Here is a 17,924-nt window from a genome sequence, read left to right as displayed (position 1 = left end):
ATGAATTATCACCAATATTACCCCGTTGATGTAGTCAATGGTCCTGGAACTCGCTGTACACTGTTCGTTTCAGGCTGTGTTCATCAATGCCGTGGTTGTTATAACCAAAGTACTTGGCGAGTCGATTCAGGGGTGCCATTCACTCAAGAAATGGAAGACCAAATCATTCAAGATTTGCAAGACACGCGTATTCATAGGCAGGGATTGTCCCTGTCCGGTGGAGATCCACTCCATCCAGCTAACTTACCTGCGATACTAAAATTAGTGAAACGGGTAAAAGCCGTTTGCCCAAATAAAGATATCTGGTTATGGACAGGATACAGATTAAGTGAGCTGACTGCCGAACAACACAAAGTGGTGAGTTTTGTAAATACCTTAGTTGACGGTAAGTTTGAGCAAGACTTACATGACCCTCGGTTAATTTGGCGCGGTAGCGCAAATCAAGTTATCCATAGTTTACGCTAATTATCTCGCGTCCAGTGCAATTTAGTTCCAAAACCTAGCTTATTATCTACCATTTTGACGTTATCTAAGTGAAGCTGCCAAATCGGCAGTTTCGCTGTTAGCGCGACAGGAAAACGACGACAATACAGAGCTCTCGCCAATTGTTCTTTCTCCCCCTCTAATCTCTCAACACATCCTTTAAACTGAATACCTTGTATCTGACTAATCGCTTTCGATTGAGTAGAAATAGTGCCAGCAACTTGTGGATTAGCCACCATTAGCTGTCCATGTTTTGAGTTTGGGTCGGTCATTAAAATAAGTGACATACTTTTAGAATCAAATACATAGTAACAAGTGGCGGGCCAAATCTCATGGTTATGGTGAGCAAAAATAGAAAATACGTGTTGGCGAGAAATATAGCGCTGGATGTGTTTTAACATTTGTTCTGGCGTCATAGCGATTTCCATATAGACCCGTTCAGAACAAGCTTTTGGGTTTCCCCTAAGCTTGCTTAAACTGTTCTGAACGCGGGTATAAAATTCGCTATTACTATAGCCTAACTAATTAAAAAATGGTTCTAATTAGTTTTATCACTCTAATTAATTTGGGTTTTACACTATCTTACCCAAACCTTTACTCTAAATAATTCGAGTTGTAGCTAGGCAACAAGTGAACGAAGCGCTAGGAGCACACATAAGTATGTGACGAGTGCGAATGAACGCGGCCAACGCTACGGCTCGAAGTATGACGAATAAATATGACGAATAAATTTATTTATAAATAGCTGCAGTACCACTCATTGAGTTTTCACCGCCAGCAGAGATAACGCGGAATGAAGTTGCACCGGCTTCATCAGCTTTTTTGGCTAATTGCTCGGTCAGGTCATTTACGCTCACAGCACCCGTTACTGATACATAACCTGCAGCAGGTTGGTTAGTGTGTTGAACTTCATCAGCCGCCATTGAGCCAAATGAAACAGCACCTAAAGCTAAAGCAGCAGCGAATAATGTTGATTTTTTCATAATACGTTCCTTTTATTAAATTTGATTTTTAATCGGGATATTTACTGTCCCTCTGTGATATGGATCATATTATGCGCTTTAACTGAGAATGAAAATTAGCTAATTTTGCTATACTAATTCAAAAAAATTGAATATAAAGTCCTGTTGAGGTTACAAATTTGTGACGGTTTTGTCTCATTTTTTATTTATATATTAATATGTTATAAATAGCTCTCTTAACGAATATATTCGTCGATAACCTCTTGTTTTCACCCTATAAATCAGCACAGAATGATAAAAAATACGTTAGAAAAAAATGAATTAACTCAAAATAGCTGGTATCTCTATCTGGTAAGAGAGAAAAATAACGCATTATATTGTGGGATCACAACGAATGTGCAGCGCCGTTTTGAGCAACACAAAGCAGGTACCGGTGCAAAAGCCCTGAAAGGGAAAATGCCCTTGACACTCGTTTTCTCATGCTTGATTGGCTCTCGCTCTGATGCCTCAAAAATGGAATATCAAGTTAAGAAACTGAGTAAAAAGACAAAAGAAAGGCTGGTCATTGACCAGCCTAGTGAACTTATTAATTATTTGGCAAGCTATAATACATTATCAAAATGCGATGAATAGGTTACAACGCCTTGATATGCATCTATTTCACCATTTTCTAACCCACAAATCATGAAATGAGATTGGTGTTCAGGCCACTGACAATTCACCGCATATTTTGAGCCAGGTTCAAAACCAAAGCGCGAATAGTAATGTTCGTCACCTAAAACCACGACAGCAGCGTAACCAAACTCATTTAGGCTATCTAGTCCTTCATAAACCAGCTTTTCTGCAATACCTTGCCGCTGGTACGCTTTATTGACCGCTAATGGGGCTAATCCTACCCACTGAACATCTTCACCATTCACATCGACAGATGTGAAACCAACATAACCAATAACTTCACCATCATCGTTTGTCGCAACAACACCGAGCGTTAATAGACCATCCTCACGCAGACGCTGAACAAGGTTAGCTTCAGCCTCGGTAGGGAACGTTTCCCTCAATAGTTTATCGATACCCATAGCATCGACAGGGATCTCGACTCGAATTAGCATGAAGTTAACGTGGGCGATTTATGCTCCACGTCCTCACTATCCTGAACCACCTTAATCACCTCCGCTAATTGCAGCAATGTAAAGCGCAATGGCGCTGGCATATTTTCTAATTCAAAAGCATCCATTAAGTTTTTCACGTATAAACCGAGTTCGGTATCCCCTTCGATGACTAACCTACGCTGAAAAAACAACGTATCAGGGTCTTCTTTACGTGCTGCAATCAATATCAAATCGTTAGCATTACCGCTAACGCTAACATCAGCTTGTGCATTTTGTTTAACCACTAATTGGCCATCTTGCAAGCTAATAAACCAAACCAGTGCTAAATCACGCACTTCAACTTTTAGCCATTTGTCTTCGAAAAAATCAAGTTCCCCTTCTTTAACTGACTCGCGAAACTGCCAACTTAATAGCTGCTCAAGCACTTGGCGCTGCACAGCAAATGGGGTCACTTTTAAAGGCAATTTCAAAAATGAAGGGCCTTTTGTGATGAGTTGAGAACGAATTTTACCTAACACAGTACTGACTCCCGTATTAATTATTTGCCCGTTTTCGTGTAACTACTTAACCACAGTAGCAGCTCGAATCGCTTAGGGTAAGATATTGTGTACTCAAATAATTTAAGAAAAATATTTGCCGCCAATAGGCCAAAAAGTGAATTTATCGACGTCCTGTTTGCTTCCGTAGCAAGTATATTGCCAAAAAAAGGGTTAATTGGTCTGATCCTATATCAATTTTTGCCCATCTCGCCAATATTTATTTTTAGCCCGCAATTATAGGAGAAATTGGCCTTTAATGATGGTTTTACCACAATTTATACGATAATAAATCATCAAAAGCAGTTTAGGTTAAACTATTTATACAACTTATCTCTCTTTAATCTAGCAAGATCCTTAAACGGCTAACAATGAATAACACGCTATCGACTCGCTGAATTAACGAATACTGATAGCCATTAACAATTTCTCTGCTCTAAATCAAAATCTATAACAGTTCCCTTGACTAGAATGTTAATCATCAAAATTTATACAGGGATAGGTCAATGGAATTACTCTGCCCAGCAGGGAATTTGCCCGCTTTGAAAGCAGCTGTCGATAACGGTGCTGATGCCGTCTATATTGGATTGAAAAATGAGACCAACGCGCGTCATTTTGCCGGATTAAATTTTACTGAAAAAAAGCTATATGAGGCCGAGCGCTATATTCATAACCGTAAACGCAAATTACATATTGCGATTAATACATTTGCACACCCAAACGGCTATGAACGCTGGCAAAACTCCGTCGATCTTGCTGCGGATCTTGGCGCAGATGCGCTGATATTAGCAGATATAGCCATGCTAGAATACGCTGCTAACAAATACCCACACATCGAAAGGCACGTTTCCGTTCAAGCCTCTGCCACCAACACAGAAGCCATCCGTTTTTATCAACGCAATTTTGATGTCCATCGCGTCGTACTCCCTCGCGTTTTATCAATTCACCAAGTCAAGCAACTGGCTAAAAATAGCCCAGTACCACTTGAGGTCTTTGCCTTTGGGAGCCTGTGCATTATGGCCGAAGGACGTTGCTACCTTTCTTCTTATCTCACGGGTGAGTCACCTAATACCGTAGGAGCATGTTCCCCTGCCCGTTTTGTTCGCTGGCAACAAACAGAGGAAGGAATGGAATCACGCCTTAATAATGTGCTCATCGATCGCTATCAAAAAGATGAAAATGCAGGGTATCCAACCTTGTGTAAAGGCCGCTATCTTGTGGATGAGCAAAAATATCATGTGCTAGAAGAACCCACCAGCTTGAATACCATTGAGCTATTACCTGAACTCATGGCCGCCAATATCGCCTCCGTTAAAATCGAAGGCCGCCAACGTAGCCCCGCATATGTCACTGAAGTGACACGCATTTGGCGACAAGCCATCGACCACTATAACGTCAATCCAAGTCACTTCATCACCGACCCTAAATGGCTAAAAGCCTTAGGTGCGCTTTCAGAGGGTAACCAAACTACATTGGGCGCTTACCATCGTAAATGGCAATAATTTAATAGGTAAATATCATGCAGTACTCATTAGGATCTGTCCTTTATTATTGGCAAAAACAAACGCTGAGCGATTTTTATCAACTTGCGATGCAAAGTGAAGCCGATATTATCTATCTGGGCGAAACGGTATGTAGTAAGCGCCGAGAAATGAAACCCAATGACTGGATAGAACTCGCCCAGCAACTCGCCAAAAGTGGCAAACAAATCGTCCTTAGCACACTCGCACTCTTACAGGCGCCTTCTGAACTCAAAGAAATTAGCAAGTTAGTTGATAATGGAGAGTTTTTAGTTGAAGCCCATGACTTTGGTGTCATCAATATGTTAGTCGAGAAAGGGCTACCATTCGTCGCTGGACATGGTTTGAACTGCTACAATGCCCAAACCTTGAAGATTCTACTTCGTCAAGGTATGACTCGCTGGTGTATGCCTGTAGAGCTATCCCGTGACTGGCTAGCTAATTTGCTCAATCAATGTGATGACATTGGTATTCGTGGCAAGTTTGAAGTGGAGGTGATGAGCTACGGCCACCTTCCTCTCGCCTACTCTGCACGCTGCTTCACCGCTCGCTCAGAAAACAAGCAAAAAGATGAATGTGAAACTTGCTGCATTAATTACCCGCAAGGTCGCAAAGTGCTTTCCCAAGAACAACAGCAAGTCTTTACTTTAAATGGAATTCAAACCCTAAGTGGTGATTGCTATAACCTCGGCAATGAGTTGCGCTCAATGCAAGGCTTAGTCGATATTGTGCGAATTTCACCTGAACGTATTGATACCCTTGAAACATTGGCGCAATTTAAAGCCAATGAAAATGGTGAAATGCCATTCACAATAAAGGATAAAAGCTGTAATGGCTATTGGCGGCAAATTGCAGGTTTATCAATGGTGCCCTAATCAGGTTTCAGTTCATTATGATGTGATTTAGCACATAAAAAAGTAATATACTTAAATTCCCCTCATCGCAGAGCGAATGCGATGGAGTCAATAAAATGATTAAAAATAACTGGAAAACCTAGAAACTGACAAACATTAAACAAAAAGGCTCAATGGCCTCTGAATCCATTGAGCCCCGCATATAGCATAACTTATTGTCGAATAAACCAAAGGCTAACGGTGGTGCCTTCGCCAGCGGTTAAATATATGTGCTAAATGGCGTAATTCTCCATCGCGTAGCATGCCAATAAATACCCCGATCGCGGTATAAATCACACCAAGAGTGAGCATCATGACAATATCCATCAGCGCTTCATTGAAAGGTAACCCCATTTGATTAAGACCTGCCATAGCATTCGTCGCCCACGTTGATGGAAACGCAGATGCAATCATACGAACCCAATCAGGCATGGCTTGCAGAGGCCAAATAGTGCCTGACATATAAAACACGGGGGTCGTAATAAATGCCAATGTTAAATAAATCATTTCTACACTACGTAAGCACTCTGTAACCAACTTGCCAAGCCCCAAAACAGCGAGCAAGAATGGGAAAGTCAATATCCAGATTAAATACAAAGGCGCTTCTTGTCGGTAGCCCAATACCCACGGCCAAAGAGCAAAAAAGACGGTCGATAGAAACAACCAAATTGGGATCAACGCAGACAATGCCCCCAAGTAAACCGCCAGTGGTGGCTTACCTTTTGGAGTTGAACGAATCGCGATACTCACTCGCACACACGCAATTAACAAGGAGTGCTGCAACAACATCACCAATAAGCCAGGGAAAATAATAGCAGCAAAGCTAATGCCAGGGTTATATAACGGTTCCGTTTCACTGCGAATAGGCGTGATAATCACCTCAGCTTGCTCTTGGCTATAGCCAGATTTCGTCAGTAATTGTGTATTATAGGCATTCAATAGCGTCTGATAAGCTTTTGATAGCTCTTGCTGAATTTGTCCACTTGCCAGACGGTTAGTCGCATCTCCATACACCGGTACCGTGATATTTTTACCGTTTAATAAATGCTGTTGAAAGTCTGTCGGAACGATAATTATTGCAAACAACTTGCGGGCTATCATATCTTGCCGTGCTTGAGCTAAGCTGTCATAGCTATGCAATTGTACCTTTGGAGTCGCATCCAAATCACGGATCAATTCACGGCTCGCTGAACTGTGATCCATATCAATGACAGCAACAGGTAAATCCCATAAAACGGGTCTTGCATACACCAAGCTCATAACACATAACGATACCAGCAACAGTAGCCACATGGGTTTTTCTAACATCCCCAGTAGAACTTTACGGAAAGTTGCGAAATAAACACTCATCAAACCGCCCCCCCTTGCATAGCAAGGCGTTTAACCAAACGTTTACGAACTAAAAAGGCAGTCACTATGGGATAAATTAATAAGAACAGGCACACTTTTATAATGCGCCAGAAGGATATCTCTCGTAAGAAAATATCGAACATGGCATTAAGCGTATGCGTAAGTGGTTCAACATTCGAAATAATTTGTGCGGGTAAAATCATAGCTAATTCGGGTACAGCCATCCCTGAGAATGCTAAGGCAATACTCACCAACATCCCGATTAAGCTGTAGGCCATAATCGCGCTAGACGTAAAACTAAACAGCAATAACCCCACACTCTGAGCCGCAATGACATAAAAGAAGCCGACAATTAACATATACAGCGGGTTTCCCACCACTTTTGCATCAAAGATGGTCACTAACGCGGCTAATTCAATGGCTAATAATGTGCTGAAGAATAAAGTATAAGGCGCCATTTTCCCCAATAATGCCGAGGCAAAGGGCTTCACACTCTGTAAGGTCGTACCTCGCGACATGGTATAAATCGTTGCCGTCACCACAAATAGCTGTAGCATATGAATAGTGGCAGCAAATTGTTGATAATAAATATAGCTACCGCTTGGATTAAACAAGCTATCATAAGAAAGCGTCACTTGTGCCAAGGGGGGTAACGCTTTTCCCATTGACCTTGCCAGTTCTTGGCGATATTTCGCATTCAGCTCCGCAACTAAGCCACTGAAATCTTGAATTGCATAACTTCCTGATGCATAAAACAACGCATTGTAGTACATGCGTAGTTCAGGCTGACGCCCGCGTAAAACATCTTCTTCAAAGTTATGGGGAATATACAGCAGAGCGTAATCTTTTGAACTCCCCAACCTTTTTAGTGATGTACTCAAGTTATCATCAACAGTTTTGATATCTGCATGAGGCCCCGCATCCAAATCACGAATAATTTGTCGTGAAACAGGGCTGTGGTTATCATCCACCACAGAAACGGGTAAATCCATGAGTGTGCCTTCAGAGAAGTTAGCACTAACTAACGTGAACAGCATCAACGGAAACAACCAGCTCAGCCAGTGGAAAACAGGACTGCGGATGGCCATCTGGGTTTCGCGGCTAAACGCGTGTTCAAAGCCGTGCCAAACAAACTTTAATTTCATGGCAACACCTTCTATTTATCCCAATGCCATAACACGCTCATGCCAGGTCTCAGTCCTTCAATCGGCTCTAATGGGTATAAACGAATTTCAAATGTTTTTAAATCAAAGTCGCCTGTTGCACGGGTAGCACGTTTTGTTGCGTAATCCCCTTTTGGCGCAATGTAACGCACTTGTGCTTCAATCATCTTATTACCTAACGCAGGCACATCCAGTTGTACTTTATCGCCTTTTTTAACGTTGACTAAAATATCTTCTCGCAGGTTATAAATAAAATAGGCTTGAGGTAATCGAATAAGTGAAATCAGTGGGCTCCCCGCATTGAAAAGCTCACCGATCTCAGCAGGGATAGGGCCGACTTCACCATCAACAGGCGCCCTAACTTGCAAATCATCAATTTGCACTTGTAGCTCAGCCAACTTTTGTTCTGCTTGATGAAGCGCCGCCTCATATTGTTGGCGCAGCTCAACACGATCACCGTGTTGGCCCTCTTCGAGTCGAGCTTTCGCTCCTTGCACCTGAGAAAGAGCTACATCTTTGGCTTTACGTGCATTATCGAGTTCATTCGCTGAAACATACCCTTTCGTTTTTAAATTACTCAAACGAGCATATTCACGAGAAGCATTTTGGTATTGCGAATTAGCTTGTGCTAACGTGGCTTGTAAGTCGCGGATAGTTTCTTCACGCGTCCCATTAATTGATTGTTCAAGTTGAGCTTTTGCTTGGTCTCTTGCCGCTTTCGACGCTTCATATTGCGCTTGCAACTCAGGACTTTCTAATGTCAGTAACAATTGTCCTTGTTTTACATCATCACCACGCTCAACATGGCGCTCAATCACTCGCCCTTTAGCTTTCGATGTTACGATAACTTCAGGTGCATCCACTTCTCCCTGTAACAATAGATATTGATTATGGGAATGAAAAAGTGCAGCTGCTGCTATCAAGATAAGCATCAGCAAAATCAGTACTATCGTTCTTTTTTTCATTATTTATGTGAACCTTAAATAATAACGGGGGAAACTATTATCCCTAGAGTATGACAAGAAAATTAAATACAGTGTTAATAAATTCGTGCGTAAGATCACGAAAAGATAGGGCATTGTATAATATTGAAGCGATTCCTTTCTTATGTCAAATATTGATGAATCTACTTTTCTCAAACGTCGATTACTTAACCAACAACTTACGGTATAATCAACCGCCAAAATAAACAAAAATGGTCAAAGTGAATAGCTCCCCCATACAGCGCTAAGAAATAATGAGGCGAGATAGCGAAGTCCCCCCACAATATAAAGCATAACGAGCCATGTTCTAAATAGTTCGCATTGTGGGTAGGCGACGAGGAAACGAGGCCCTAGAAGCATACAGCAGTATGTGACTGGAGCGAGATGACGAAGTCAACACCCCACAGTGCAAAGCATAACGAGCCATGTTCTAAATAGTTCGCATTGTGGGTAGGAAACGAGGCCCTAGGAGCATACAGCAGTATGTGACTGGAGCGAGATGACGAAGTCAACACCCCCACAGTGCAAAGCATAACGAGCCATGTTCTAAATAGTTCGCATTGTGGGTAGGCGACGAGGAAACGAGACCCTAGGAGCATACAGCAGTATGTGACTGGAGCGAGATGACGAAGTCAACACCCCACAGTGCAAAGCATAACGAGCCATGTTCTAAATAGTTCGCATTGTGGGTAGGCGACGAGGAAACGAGGCCCTAGGAGCATACAGCAGTATGTGACTAGGGCAAGATGACGAAGTCAACACCCCCACAATGTGAAATATAACGAACATGTATGAATTTGACTTAATATTACTATTACTCCAGCAAATGTGCGTCTACCTTGTTATTGCTTGGGCACTTAGTCGTACACCGCTAGTTATCCCACTTCTAAAGGTCACTATCCGCTTACCTCATAAAGTGATGTGCTACCTTATTTTCTCTGTCTTTTGTATCATCGGCACCTATTTTGGGTTACATATCAATGATTCCATTGCTAATACTCGTGCCATCGGCGCTGTACTTGGCGGGTTATTAGGTGGTCCAGGCGTCGGTTTTGCGGTTGGCTTTACAGGCGGGCTCCACAGATATTCCTTAGGCGGAATGAGCGCATTTGCCTGCATGGTATCTACCATTGTCGAAGGCTTAATTGGCGGGCTAGTCCATCGCTATTACATGAAACGTGGTGAAATTAATAAAATTTTTAACCCAGTAACTGCAAGTTGCGCAACCTTTGTTGCGGAGCTGCTGCAAATGCTGATTATTCTTTTGCTTGCCCGCCCATTCGATGAAGCCGTCGAGTTGGTTAGAAGCATCGTTGCGCCAATGTTAGTTGCTAATACCATCGGTTCAGCGATGTTTATTCGAATTCTCCTCGATAGGCGCGCAATTGTTGAAAAGTACACCACCGCATTTTCCGCTCAAGCACTTAAAATAGCCTTAACGACCGAAGGTATCTTGCGCAAAGGCTTCAATGCGGATAACAGCATGAAAGTCGCTAAAATTATTTACCAAGAATTGGAAATTGGTGCTGTCGCTATCACTGATCGCGAAAAAATTCTCGCTTTTATTGGCATTGGCGCTGACCATCATCGGCCCGGGACATCGATCTCCTCAAGTCAATCGAAACAAGCGATTGATAATAATGAAGTCGTCTATGCAGACGGAAATGAGACCCCTTATAAGTGCTCATTGAGTCCCACTTGTAAACTCGGTTCTGCACTCGTGATCCCATTACGTGGCGAAAATGAAAAGGTCATTGGTACCATTAAACTTTATGAAGCGAAAAATAGCTTGTTTAGCTCAATAAATCGTACATTGGGTGAAGGCATTGCCAGCCTATTTTCGGCACAAATTTTAGCGGGGCAATATGAGCGCAATAAACAGTCATTACTTCAGTCTGAAGTGAAACTCCTTCACGCGCAAGTGAACCCTCACTTTTTATTTAATGTTCTCAATACACTACAAGCTGTTATCCGTAAAGATAGCCAGCAAGCAGGGCAATTAGTGCAATATATTTCGACCTTTTTTCGTAATAATCTAAAGCGGCCTGAACAAAACTCCACTCTCGGTGAAGAAATCGAACATATCAATGCTTACCTACAAATCGAAAAAGCCCGTTTTCAGGAAAACTTACAAATCCACATCGAAATTCCTGATGCAGTTAAACATGTCGAACTTCCTGCATTTACCTTGCAACCCCTTGTTGAAAATGCAATTAAACACGGCACCTCACAGTTATTAGAGACTGGATATATTACAATACGTAGTTATATCGGTAGCGAACATGTCTATATTGAAATAGAAGATAACGCGGGACTCTACCAACCCGCAAAACAAAGTGATGGCTTAGGGATGGGCTTAGTCGATAAACGCTTGCGTTTAAAATATGGCGAACAATACGGCATCAGTGTAGAGCATGAGCCAGAAAAATTCACTCGAATGAAAATTCGCCTGCCATATTTAGTGGCACCATAACAATGATAATGTAACCTTATGAATGTATTAATTGTTGATGATGAACCTCTGGCACGTGAAAACGTGCGTTGCCTACTCGAAGGGCACGATGATATTGAAATTATTGGTGAATGTGCCAATGCGATTGAAGCGATTGGGATAATTCACAAAAAAAAGCCTGATGTCGTTTTTCTTGATATTCAAATGCCACGCTTAACAGGCCTAGAAATGGTGCGCATGTTAGATCCAGAAGACCGCCCTTATATTGTCTTTCTTACTGCGTTTGATGAGTTTGCTATTCAAGCTTTTGAAGAACATGCATTTGATTACTTGTTAAAGCCCCTTGAAACAGAACGACTAGAAAAAACCTTGAATCGCCTACGCCAAGGCAAACAAAAGCAAAATCTTGAACTTCTTAGCAACAATGAACCGCTGAAATTCATCCCATGCACAGGGCATAGCCGCATTTACTTGATGAAACTTGATGAAGTATTATATGCCACTTCACGTATGAGTGGTGTGTATGTTATGAGCACGCAAGGACAAGAAGGGTTTACGGAACTCACATTACGCACATTAGAAATGCGCACGCCATTGGTACGCTGCCACCGCCAGTATCTGGTCAATATGACCCAGTTAAATGAAATTCTGTTTGGCGATAACGGGCAAGCTGAGTTAGTACTGAGTTCCGGTGAGCATATTCCCGTTAGCCGCCGTTATCTCAAACCACTAAAAGAGGCATTGGGGTTAGCTTAAATGCCCTTCCACTTATCACGAATAAATTTGGTGTATAAATTAATAATAAATTTTTTAAAATCTATTTAATGAGTAGTATTCAAGCAGCAGAGTTTGTTGATGAGCGACCTCTATCATCCACAAGAATAATATTAGAAATATCCTAAGCGTTATCAAGACGATATACTTAGGCCAGAATGGCTAAACAAAAACCCGCACTCCCAAGAAATGCGGGTTTCATTTTATTAGGAATTAAATTCCCTAAAATCTAACAATTACGCGTTATGGCTGCTGCTACGACGACGAGGAGCTGCATTGGTACCATCTTGGCGAGGTGCTGAGTTACCACGGTCACGGTTACCACCGCCACGGCGTTCACCACCGCCACGACGCTCGCCACCACGATCATTACGACGACCTGCACCGAAACCACCTTCGCTGCCGCCTTCACGACGTGGGCCACCACGACGCTCACTACCACCACGACGTTCAAATGGTTGTGCATCACCAATCAGTTGCATTTGCGTTGGCTTATTCAAAATACGAGCACGACTTAAATGGGTTAGCACGTCAGTTGGCATACCTTTTGGTAATTCAATTGTCGAGTGAGTTCCGTACAATTTGATATTACCAATATAACGGCTGCTGATATCCGCTTCGTTAGCAATCGCACCTACGATATGACGAACTTCAACACCATCATCGCGACCCACTTCGATACGGTACATTTCCATATCACCAACATCGCGACGCTCGCGACGACCACCACGCTCACCACGTTCTGCACGGTCAAAACCATTACCATTGCGGTCACGACGGTCACCACGACGATCATCACGGTCGTTGAATTCACGACGAGGACGACGCGGAGCATCTGGAGGCAGGATCAAAGCACGTTCGCCTTGTGCCATTTTCAACAATGCTGCGGCTAAAGTTTCCATGTCTACATCTTCTGATGGGGACATTTTCGCTAACAGTGAACGATATTGATCTAAATCGCTGCTTTCTAATTGCTGCTGAATTTTCTCAGCGAATTTCGCCTGACGACGTTTGCTCAACAGATCTGCATCTGGTAATTCCACTTCAGGAATAGTCAGTTTCATCGTACGTTCAACATTACGCAGCAAACGACGTTCACGGTTCTCAACAAACAGTAACGCACGACCTGCACGACCCGCACGGCCTGTACGACCAATACGGTGAACATAGGATTCAGCATCCATTGGGATATCATAGTTAACAACTAAGCTAATACGCTCAACATCCAAACCGCGCGCTGCAACGTCAGTTGCAATCAAGATGTCTAAACGACCATCTTTTAAGCGCTCCAGAGTTTGCTCACGCAGTGCTTGGTTCATATCGCCATTCAGTGCGGCGCTGTTGTAGCCATTGCGCTCTAACGCTTCCGCGACTTCTAATGTTGCATTTTTGGTACGGACGAAAATAATCGCCGCATCAAAATCTTCCGCTTCTAAGAAACGTACCAGTGCTTCATTTTTGCGCATTCCGTACACTGTCCAATAGCTTTGAGCAATGTCTGGACGTGTCGTAATACTAGCCTGAATACGAATTTCTTTCGGCTCTTTCATAAAGCGACGGGTAATACGGCGAATTGGCTCTGGCATCGTTGCAGAGAACAGCGCAGTTTGGTGCTCTGCTGGAATTTGGCTCATGATGTTTTCAACATCTTCAATAAAGCCCATTCGCAGCATTTCATCGGCTTCGTCTAACACTAAGCCTTTTAATTTAGAGAGATCTAACGTGCCGCGTTTCAGGTGGTCAAGAAGACGACCTGGCGTCCCAACAACCACTTGTGGGCCTTGACGTAACGCACGTAATTGAACGTCATAACGCTGACCACCATATAAGGCAACCACGTTAACACGGTTCATATGTTTAGAAAAATCGCTCATCGCTTCAGCAACCTGAACAGCCAACTCACGAGTTGGTGCCAGAACTAAAATTTGCGGAGCTTTCAAATCTGGGTCAATGTTATGCAGTAATGGCAAACTAAATGCAGCAGTTTTACCGCTACCTGTTTGTGCCATACCTAATACATCATTGCCATCCATTAACAATGGAATACATTGTTGCTGGATTGGAGATGGTTTTTCGTATCCCAGGTCATTCAGTGCTGTCAAAATAGATGCTGATAAACCTAACTCAGCAAAAGAAATATCGGTCTCAGTAGTCATGTAAAGGTGCCTCATACTTAATGGCAGCCAGTTTACATAACCATGGGAAAATCATTTCGGTCATTTTCATTTAAAATGTGAACTGGCTCAAATTGTGTTTATTAAACGAACAAACAGGCCGTCATCCCAAGGGATGATGACTTAAAAAATTATCGTGAAATGTTCGTCAGCTATTGCTGGCCCGATTCTAAAAGGTCGTCTTGTTCTTGGCCTAACAGCGCCAATTCCAACAATGCATAGCGGTGTTCAACAAAGCTGTGAGCGTTGTTAGCTACCGTCAGTTTGAATAACGCAACTGCGCTATCCTTATCCCCCAGACTTAGGTAATGTTTACCTAAATAGAAGTTAGTTTCACTGAGATGCTCAGCGAGCGAAGTGTTATCCGTAGATGTTTCTTTCAAGCGCTCCATCAATGTTGTTTCATTGATATTGCCAAGATAGAATTCTACGATATTCCAGCCCCATTGCCCTTTCTCCGCTTGGTTGTAGCGGGCGGCAAGATTATCTTGCGCCATACGCGGGTCTATGTCTTTTTCTACGAGATAAAGCCACAGAGTACGAAAAGGATCATTTGGATCTATCTGATAATACGCCAGCAGATCATCCTGCGCTAGTTTGTACCGTTCACCGTAATATAAAGCGATGCCACGATTCATCCGCGCGAAATTGTAAGTTGGATCAAGCTCTAAAACAGAATCAAACGCTTCATAGGCAGCATCATAATTGCCTGCCTGCGTAAAATATATCCCTAAAAAATTAAAAACTTCAGGAATATCAGGACGTATGGCTAACGCAGTCGAAAAATCATTACGCGCCAGCGCCCTTAAACCTAGACTATCATACAACACACCGCGCTCATATAAAAGCTGTGCGTATTCATCATCGGTTAAAGATCGGCTCGCAAGGATTTGTTCCATACGTGCCAATATAACTTCTTGTTGCAATGAAGGTTGGAGTGGAACGGCAAAAACCTCGTTCTTTCGCCAATCTTTGCTACTACATCCAATAATAACAAAAAAGATAAGCGCCAAGAGCACACGCGGTAACGTGCGATAATCTCTCACCCGAAGACAGATACTGTTCAGCATACTCCGTCCTTACATTACCACGATTTTACAAATAATGGCTTGTGCAAATTGGGCTGATAGCGCCCTAAATCAATAGGACGCCGTTCGGTCAGCTTACTCCGCTGAGTCCTGTGGTTGCGAACCTTGTTCTTCAGTTGCTACCGCCTCTTTCATGCTAAGGCGAATACGGCCTTGACGGTCGATTTCTAATACCTTAACAGGAACTTCTTGACCCATTTGTAGATAATCAGTCACTTTCTCAACACGCTTATCTGCGATTTGAGAAATATGTACCAGACCTTCTTTACCGCCACCGATAGCAACGAATGCACCGAAATCAACGATACGGGTCACTTTACCTGGATAAATACGGCCAACTTCAACTTCAGCAGTGATATCTTCGATGCGACGAATAGCTTCTTTCGCTTTAATACCATCTGTTGCAGCAATCTTCACAGTACCATCATCTTCGATTTCAATAGTAGTCCCCGTTTCTTCCGTTAACGCACGGATAACAGAACCACCTTTACCAATGACATCTTTGATCTTGTCTGGATTGATACGAATAGTATAAATACGTGGCGCAAATTCAGAGATTTCTTCACGTGGACCATTGATTGCACGTTCCATTGTACCAAGAATGTGCAAACGAGCACCTTTAGCTTGGTTCAGAGCAACTTGCATGATCTCGCTAGTGATACCTTCGATTTTGATGTCCATTTGTAGTGCGCTGATACCTTCACGGCTACCTGCCACTTTAAAGTCCATATCACCCAAGTGGTCTTCATCACCTAAGATGTCGGACAGAACAACGAAATCGTCACCTTCTTTCACCAGCCCCATCGCAATACCAGCAACAGCCGCTTTAATTGGTACACCCGCATCCATCAGAGCAAGTGACGCACCACAAACAGATGCCATTGAAGATGAACCGTTAGATTCAGTAATCTCAGACACCACACGTACTGTGTATGGGAAATCAGCATGATTAGGCATGACGGCTAACACACCGCGTTTCGCTAAACGGCCATGGCCAATTTCACGACGTTTTGGTGAGCCAACCATCCCCGTTTCACCAACAGAGTATGGAGGGAAGTTGTAATGGAATAAGAAGCGGTCAGTGTACTCGCCCATTAATTGGTCGATAACCTGTGCATCACGCTCTGTACCTAATGTTGCCGTCACTAACGCCTGAGTTTCACCACGAGTGAACAACGCAGAACCGTGAGTACGTGGCAGAACGCCAGTACGTACATCCAGTGCACGAACCATATCTTTTTCGCGACCATCGATACGTGGTTCACCACGAATAACACGGCTACGAACCACTTGTTTTTCTAAGTTAGCTAAAATGTCACTAACTTCAGAAACATCAACGTTTTCATCTTCAGCAACTAACACGGCAGTGACTTCTTCTTTGATTAAGTCAACTTGTGCGTAACGTTCTTGTTTCTCAGTAATACGGTATGCATCACCCATACGGCTTTCTGCTAATGCAGCAACGCGGTCATGCAAAGCTTGGTTAACTGGCTCAGGTTGCCAATCCCATTTCTCTTTACCTGCTTCTTTCACTAACTCATTGATGTTTTGAATAACAACTTGTTGTTGCTCGTGGCCAAATACCACCGCACCTAACATTTGTTCTTCACTTAACAAGTCAGCTTCAGATTCAACCATTAATACGGCGTTATCAGTACCTGCAACCACTAAATCTAAACGGCTGTTTTTCAGCTCATCTGCTGTTGGGTTCAGAACATATTGGTCATTGATAAAACCAACACGTGCAGCACCGATTGGGCCATTGAATGGAACACCGGACAGCGCTAATACAGCTGATGCGCCAATCATCGCAACGATGTCTGGGTTAACTTGTGGGTTAACAGAAACAACGGTCGCAATGATTTGAATTTCATTATAGAAGCCTTCTGGGAACAGAGGGCGCAGTGGACGGTCAATCAAGCGAGCGATCAGCGTCTCACCTTCACCAGGACGACCTTCACGACGGAAGAAGCTACCAGGGATACGGCCAGCTGCATATGTACGCTCTTGATAGTTAACCGTTAAAGGGAAGAAGTCTTGGCCTTCTTTCACTTTTTTCTGAGCAACCGCAGTTACAAATACCGCAGTGTCATCCATATTAACCATAACAGCGGCAGATGCTTGACGCGCAATCATACCAGTTTCAATGGAGACGGTATGTTGACCATACTGGAATTTACGAACAATAGGATTTAACACAATATTACCCTTTTTGTAAGGCCACCTGAGCATCTCGGGTAGCATTGGTTTACTCTTCCTACAGCCTCGCGACTAATGAGAATATTGATATTCAAATGATCAACTCTCTCATTAGCCGCGCGAATCGGATGCAGCGAAGAGGCTTTAACAAAACAACTAATTACGATCTATAGCTTAGCATTTAAGTTAAGTACAATTCGAGAATTACTTCAACTTTCAAAATAACTTTTAGAAGAAA

General features: G+C 42.9%; 16 protein-coding genes. 6 read left to right on the top strand and 10 right to left on the bottom strand.

The features are described from left to right. Window positions 1-465, top strand: a complete 465-nt coding sequence (nrdG, locus tag ACLPIE_RS09375) for an anaerobic ribonucleoside-triphosphate reductase-activating protein (RefSeq protein WP_430261381.1) — start codon at window positions 1-3, stop codon at window positions 463-465. On the opposite strand, the gene ACLPIE_RS09370 is transcribed toward nrdG, so the two are convergent. Continuing rightward, the gene (locus tag ACLPIE_RS09370; protein WP_430261379.1) at window positions 462-899 is read right to left on the bottom strand and encodes a YhbP family protein; all 438 of its coding nucleotides are present in this window, start codon (window positions 897-899) and stop codon (window positions 462-464) included. The genes nrdG and ACLPIE_RS09370 overlap by 4 nt on opposite strands. A gap of 315 nt (window positions 900-1,214) precedes the next feature. Further along, window positions 1,215-1,466, bottom strand: coding sequence for a multiple stress resistance protein BhsA (bhsA, locus tag ACLPIE_RS09365; RefSeq protein ID WP_430261377.1), 252 nt, complete (start codon window positions 1,464-1,466; stop codon window positions 1,215-1,217). 270 nt (window positions 1,467-1,736) lie between these two features. Between bhsA and ACLPIE_RS09360 the strand changes: the two genes are divergently transcribed. Beyond that, window positions 1,737-2,078 carry a GIY-YIG nuclease family protein gene (locus ACLPIE_RS09360; RefSeq protein WP_430261376.1) on the top strand — a complete coding sequence of 114 codons (342 nt, stop codon included), beginning with the start codon at window positions 1,737-1,739 and terminating at the stop codon, window positions 2,076-2,078. Here ACLPIE_RS09360 and ACLPIE_RS09355 read toward each other — a convergent pair. Continuing rightward, window positions 2,048-2,554 carry a GNAT family N-acetyltransferase gene (locus ACLPIE_RS09355; RefSeq protein WP_430261374.1) on the bottom strand — a complete coding sequence of 169 codons (507 nt, stop codon included), beginning with the start codon at window positions 2,552-2,554 and terminating at the stop codon, window positions 2,048-2,050. The genes ACLPIE_RS09360 and ACLPIE_RS09355 overlap by 31 nt on opposite strands. Continuing rightward, on the bottom strand, window positions 2,548-3,072 hold the full coding sequence (gene ubiT, locus ACLPIE_RS09350) for a ubiquinone anaerobic biosynthesis accessory factor UbiT (protein WP_430261372.1): 525 nt from the start codon (window positions 3,070-3,072) through the stop codon (window positions 2,548-2,550). Before ubiT ends, ACLPIE_RS09355 begins: the two co-directional genes overlap by 7 nt. Before the next feature lie 524 nt (window positions 3,073-3,596). On the opposite strand from ubiT, the gene ubiU reads away from it, so the two are divergent. Further along, window positions 3,597-4,592, top strand: a complete 996-nt coding sequence (gene ubiU, locus ACLPIE_RS09345; RefSeq protein WP_430261370.1) for a ubiquinone anaerobic biosynthesis protein UbiU — start codon at window positions 3,597-3,599, stop codon at window positions 4,590-4,592. 17 nt (window positions 4,593-4,609) lie between these two features. Beyond that, a complete protein-coding gene (locus ACLPIE_RS09340; RefSeq protein ID WP_430261368.1) occupies window positions 4,610-5,485 on the top strand; it encodes a U32 family peptidase in 876 nt (291 codons plus the stop codon). Between the two features lie 213 nt (window positions 5,486-5,698). Here the strand turns inward: ACLPIE_RS09340 and ACLPIE_RS09335 are convergent, their stop codons facing one another. From ACLPIE_RS09335 to ACLPIE_RS09325, 3 genes are read right to left on the bottom strand one after another with little or no spacing between them, the layout of a single operon-like run. Continuing rightward, window positions 5,699-6,853: an ABC transporter permease gene (locus ACLPIE_RS09335; RefSeq protein ID WP_430261366.1), complete on the bottom strand. Its 1,155-nt coding sequence runs from the start codon at window positions 6,851-6,853 to the stop codon at window positions 5,699-5,701. After that, window positions 6,853-7,998, bottom strand: a complete 1,146-nt coding sequence (locus ACLPIE_RS09330; protein ID WP_430261364.1) for an ABC transporter permease — start codon at window positions 7,996-7,998, stop codon at window positions 6,853-6,855. Before ACLPIE_RS09330 ends, ACLPIE_RS09335 begins: the two co-directional genes overlap by 1 nt. A gap of 11 nt (window positions 7,999-8,009) precedes the next feature. Beyond that, entirely contained in the window at window positions 8,010-8,981 is a 972-nt protein-coding gene (locus ACLPIE_RS09325) for an HlyD family secretion protein (RefSeq protein ID WP_430261362.1), read from the bottom strand. 805 nt (window positions 8,982-9,786) lie between these two features. Between ACLPIE_RS09325 and ACLPIE_RS09320 the strand changes: the two genes are divergently transcribed. Together ACLPIE_RS09320 and btsR are read left to right on the top strand one after the other, a co-directional pair. Continuing rightward, window positions 9,787-11,472 carry a LytS/YhcK type 5TM receptor domain-containing protein gene (locus ACLPIE_RS09320; protein WP_430261360.1) on the top strand — a complete coding sequence of 562 codons (1,686 nt, stop codon included), beginning with the start codon at window positions 9,787-9,789 and terminating at the stop codon, window positions 11,470-11,472. An 18-nt stretch (window positions 11,473-11,490) separates the two neighbouring features. Next, complete coding sequence (btsR, locus tag ACLPIE_RS09315) at window positions 11,491-12,207, top strand: two-component system response regulator BtsR (protein ID WP_430261358.1); 717 nt, start codon at window positions 11,491-11,493, stop codon at window positions 12,205-12,207. Between the two features lie 254 nt (window positions 12,208-12,461). Here the strand turns inward: btsR and ACLPIE_RS09310 are convergent, their stop codons facing one another. From ACLPIE_RS09310 to pnp, 3 genes are all read right to left on the bottom strand, one after another. Next, window positions 12,462-14,381 (bottom strand): DEAD/DEAH family ATP-dependent RNA helicase, encoded by a 1,920-nt coding sequence (locus tag ACLPIE_RS09310; protein ID WP_430261356.1) that lies wholly within the window; start codon window positions 14,379-14,381, stop codon window positions 12,462-12,464. A 170-nt stretch (window positions 14,382-14,551) separates the two neighbouring features. After that, complete coding sequence (gene nlpI / locus ACLPIE_RS09305; RefSeq protein WP_430261354.1) at window positions 14,552-15,469, bottom strand: lipoprotein NlpI; 918 nt, start codon at window positions 15,467-15,469, stop codon at window positions 14,552-14,554. A gap of 93 nt (window positions 15,470-15,562) precedes the next feature. Further along, window positions 15,563-17,686, bottom strand: a complete 2,124-nt coding sequence (gene pnp, locus ACLPIE_RS09300) for a polyribonucleotide nucleotidyltransferase (RefSeq protein ID WP_430261352.1) — start codon at window positions 17,684-17,686, stop codon at window positions 15,563-15,565. Between the last annotated feature and the right edge of the window lie 238 nt (window positions 17,687-17,924).

The sequence above is a fragment of the Providencia sp. Me31A genome (genome assembly GCF_050487165.1).
Taxonomy (GTDB): domain Bacteria; phylum Pseudomonadota; class Gammaproteobacteria; order Enterobacterales; family Enterobacteriaceae; genus Providencia.
This window is presented reverse-complemented; position numbering and strand designations above follow the sequence as displayed.

Coding starts and splice junctions, on each gene's coding strand:
- nrdG (WP_430261381.1), top strand. CDS start 1: ATGAATTATCACCAATATTACCCCGTTGATGTAGTCAATGGTCCTGGA.
- ACLPIE_RS09370 (WP_430261379.1), bottom strand. CDS start 899: ATGACGCCAGAACAAATGTTAAAACACATCCAGCGCTATATTTCTCGC.
- bhsA (WP_430261377.1), bottom strand. CDS start 1,466: ATGAAAAAATCAACATTATTCGCTGCTGCTTTAGCTTTAGGTGCTGTT.
- ACLPIE_RS09360 (WP_430261376.1), top strand. CDS start 1,737: ATGATAAAAAATACGTTAGAAAAAAATGAATTAACTCAAAATAGCTGG.
- ACLPIE_RS09355 (WP_430261374.1), bottom strand. CDS start 2,554: ATGCTAATTCGAGTCGAGATCCCTGTCGATGCTATGGGTATCGATAAA.
- ubiU (WP_430261370.1), top strand. CDS start 3,597: ATGGAATTACTCTGCCCAGCAGGGAATTTGCCCGCTTTGAAAGCAGCT.
- ACLPIE_RS09340 (WP_430261368.1), top strand. CDS start 4,610: ATGCAGTACTCATTAGGATCTGTCCTTTATTATTGGCAAAAACAAACG.
- ACLPIE_RS09335 (WP_430261366.1), bottom strand. CDS start 6,853: ATGAGTGTTTATTTCGCAACTTTCCGTAAAGTTCTACTGGGGATGTTA.
- ACLPIE_RS09330 (WP_430261364.1), bottom strand. CDS start 7,998: ATGAAATTAAAGTTTGTTTGGCACGGCTTTGAACACGCGTTTAGCCGC.
- ACLPIE_RS09325 (WP_430261362.1), bottom strand. CDS start 8,981: ATGAAAAAAAGAACGATAGTACTGATTTTGCTGATGCTTATCTTGATA.
- ACLPIE_RS09320 (WP_430261360.1), top strand. CDS start 9,787: ATGTATGAATTTGACTTAATATTACTATTACTCCAGCAAATGTGCGTC.
- btsR (WP_430261358.1), top strand. CDS start 11,491: ATGAATGTATTAATTGTTGATGATGAACCTCTGGCACGTGAAAACGTG.
- ACLPIE_RS09310 (WP_430261356.1), bottom strand. CDS start 14,381: ATGACTACTGAGACCGATATTTCTTTTGCTGAGTTAGGTTTATCAGCA.
- nlpI (WP_430261354.1), bottom strand. CDS start 15,469: ATGCTGAACAGTATCTGTCTTCGGGTGAGAGATTATCGCACGTTACCG.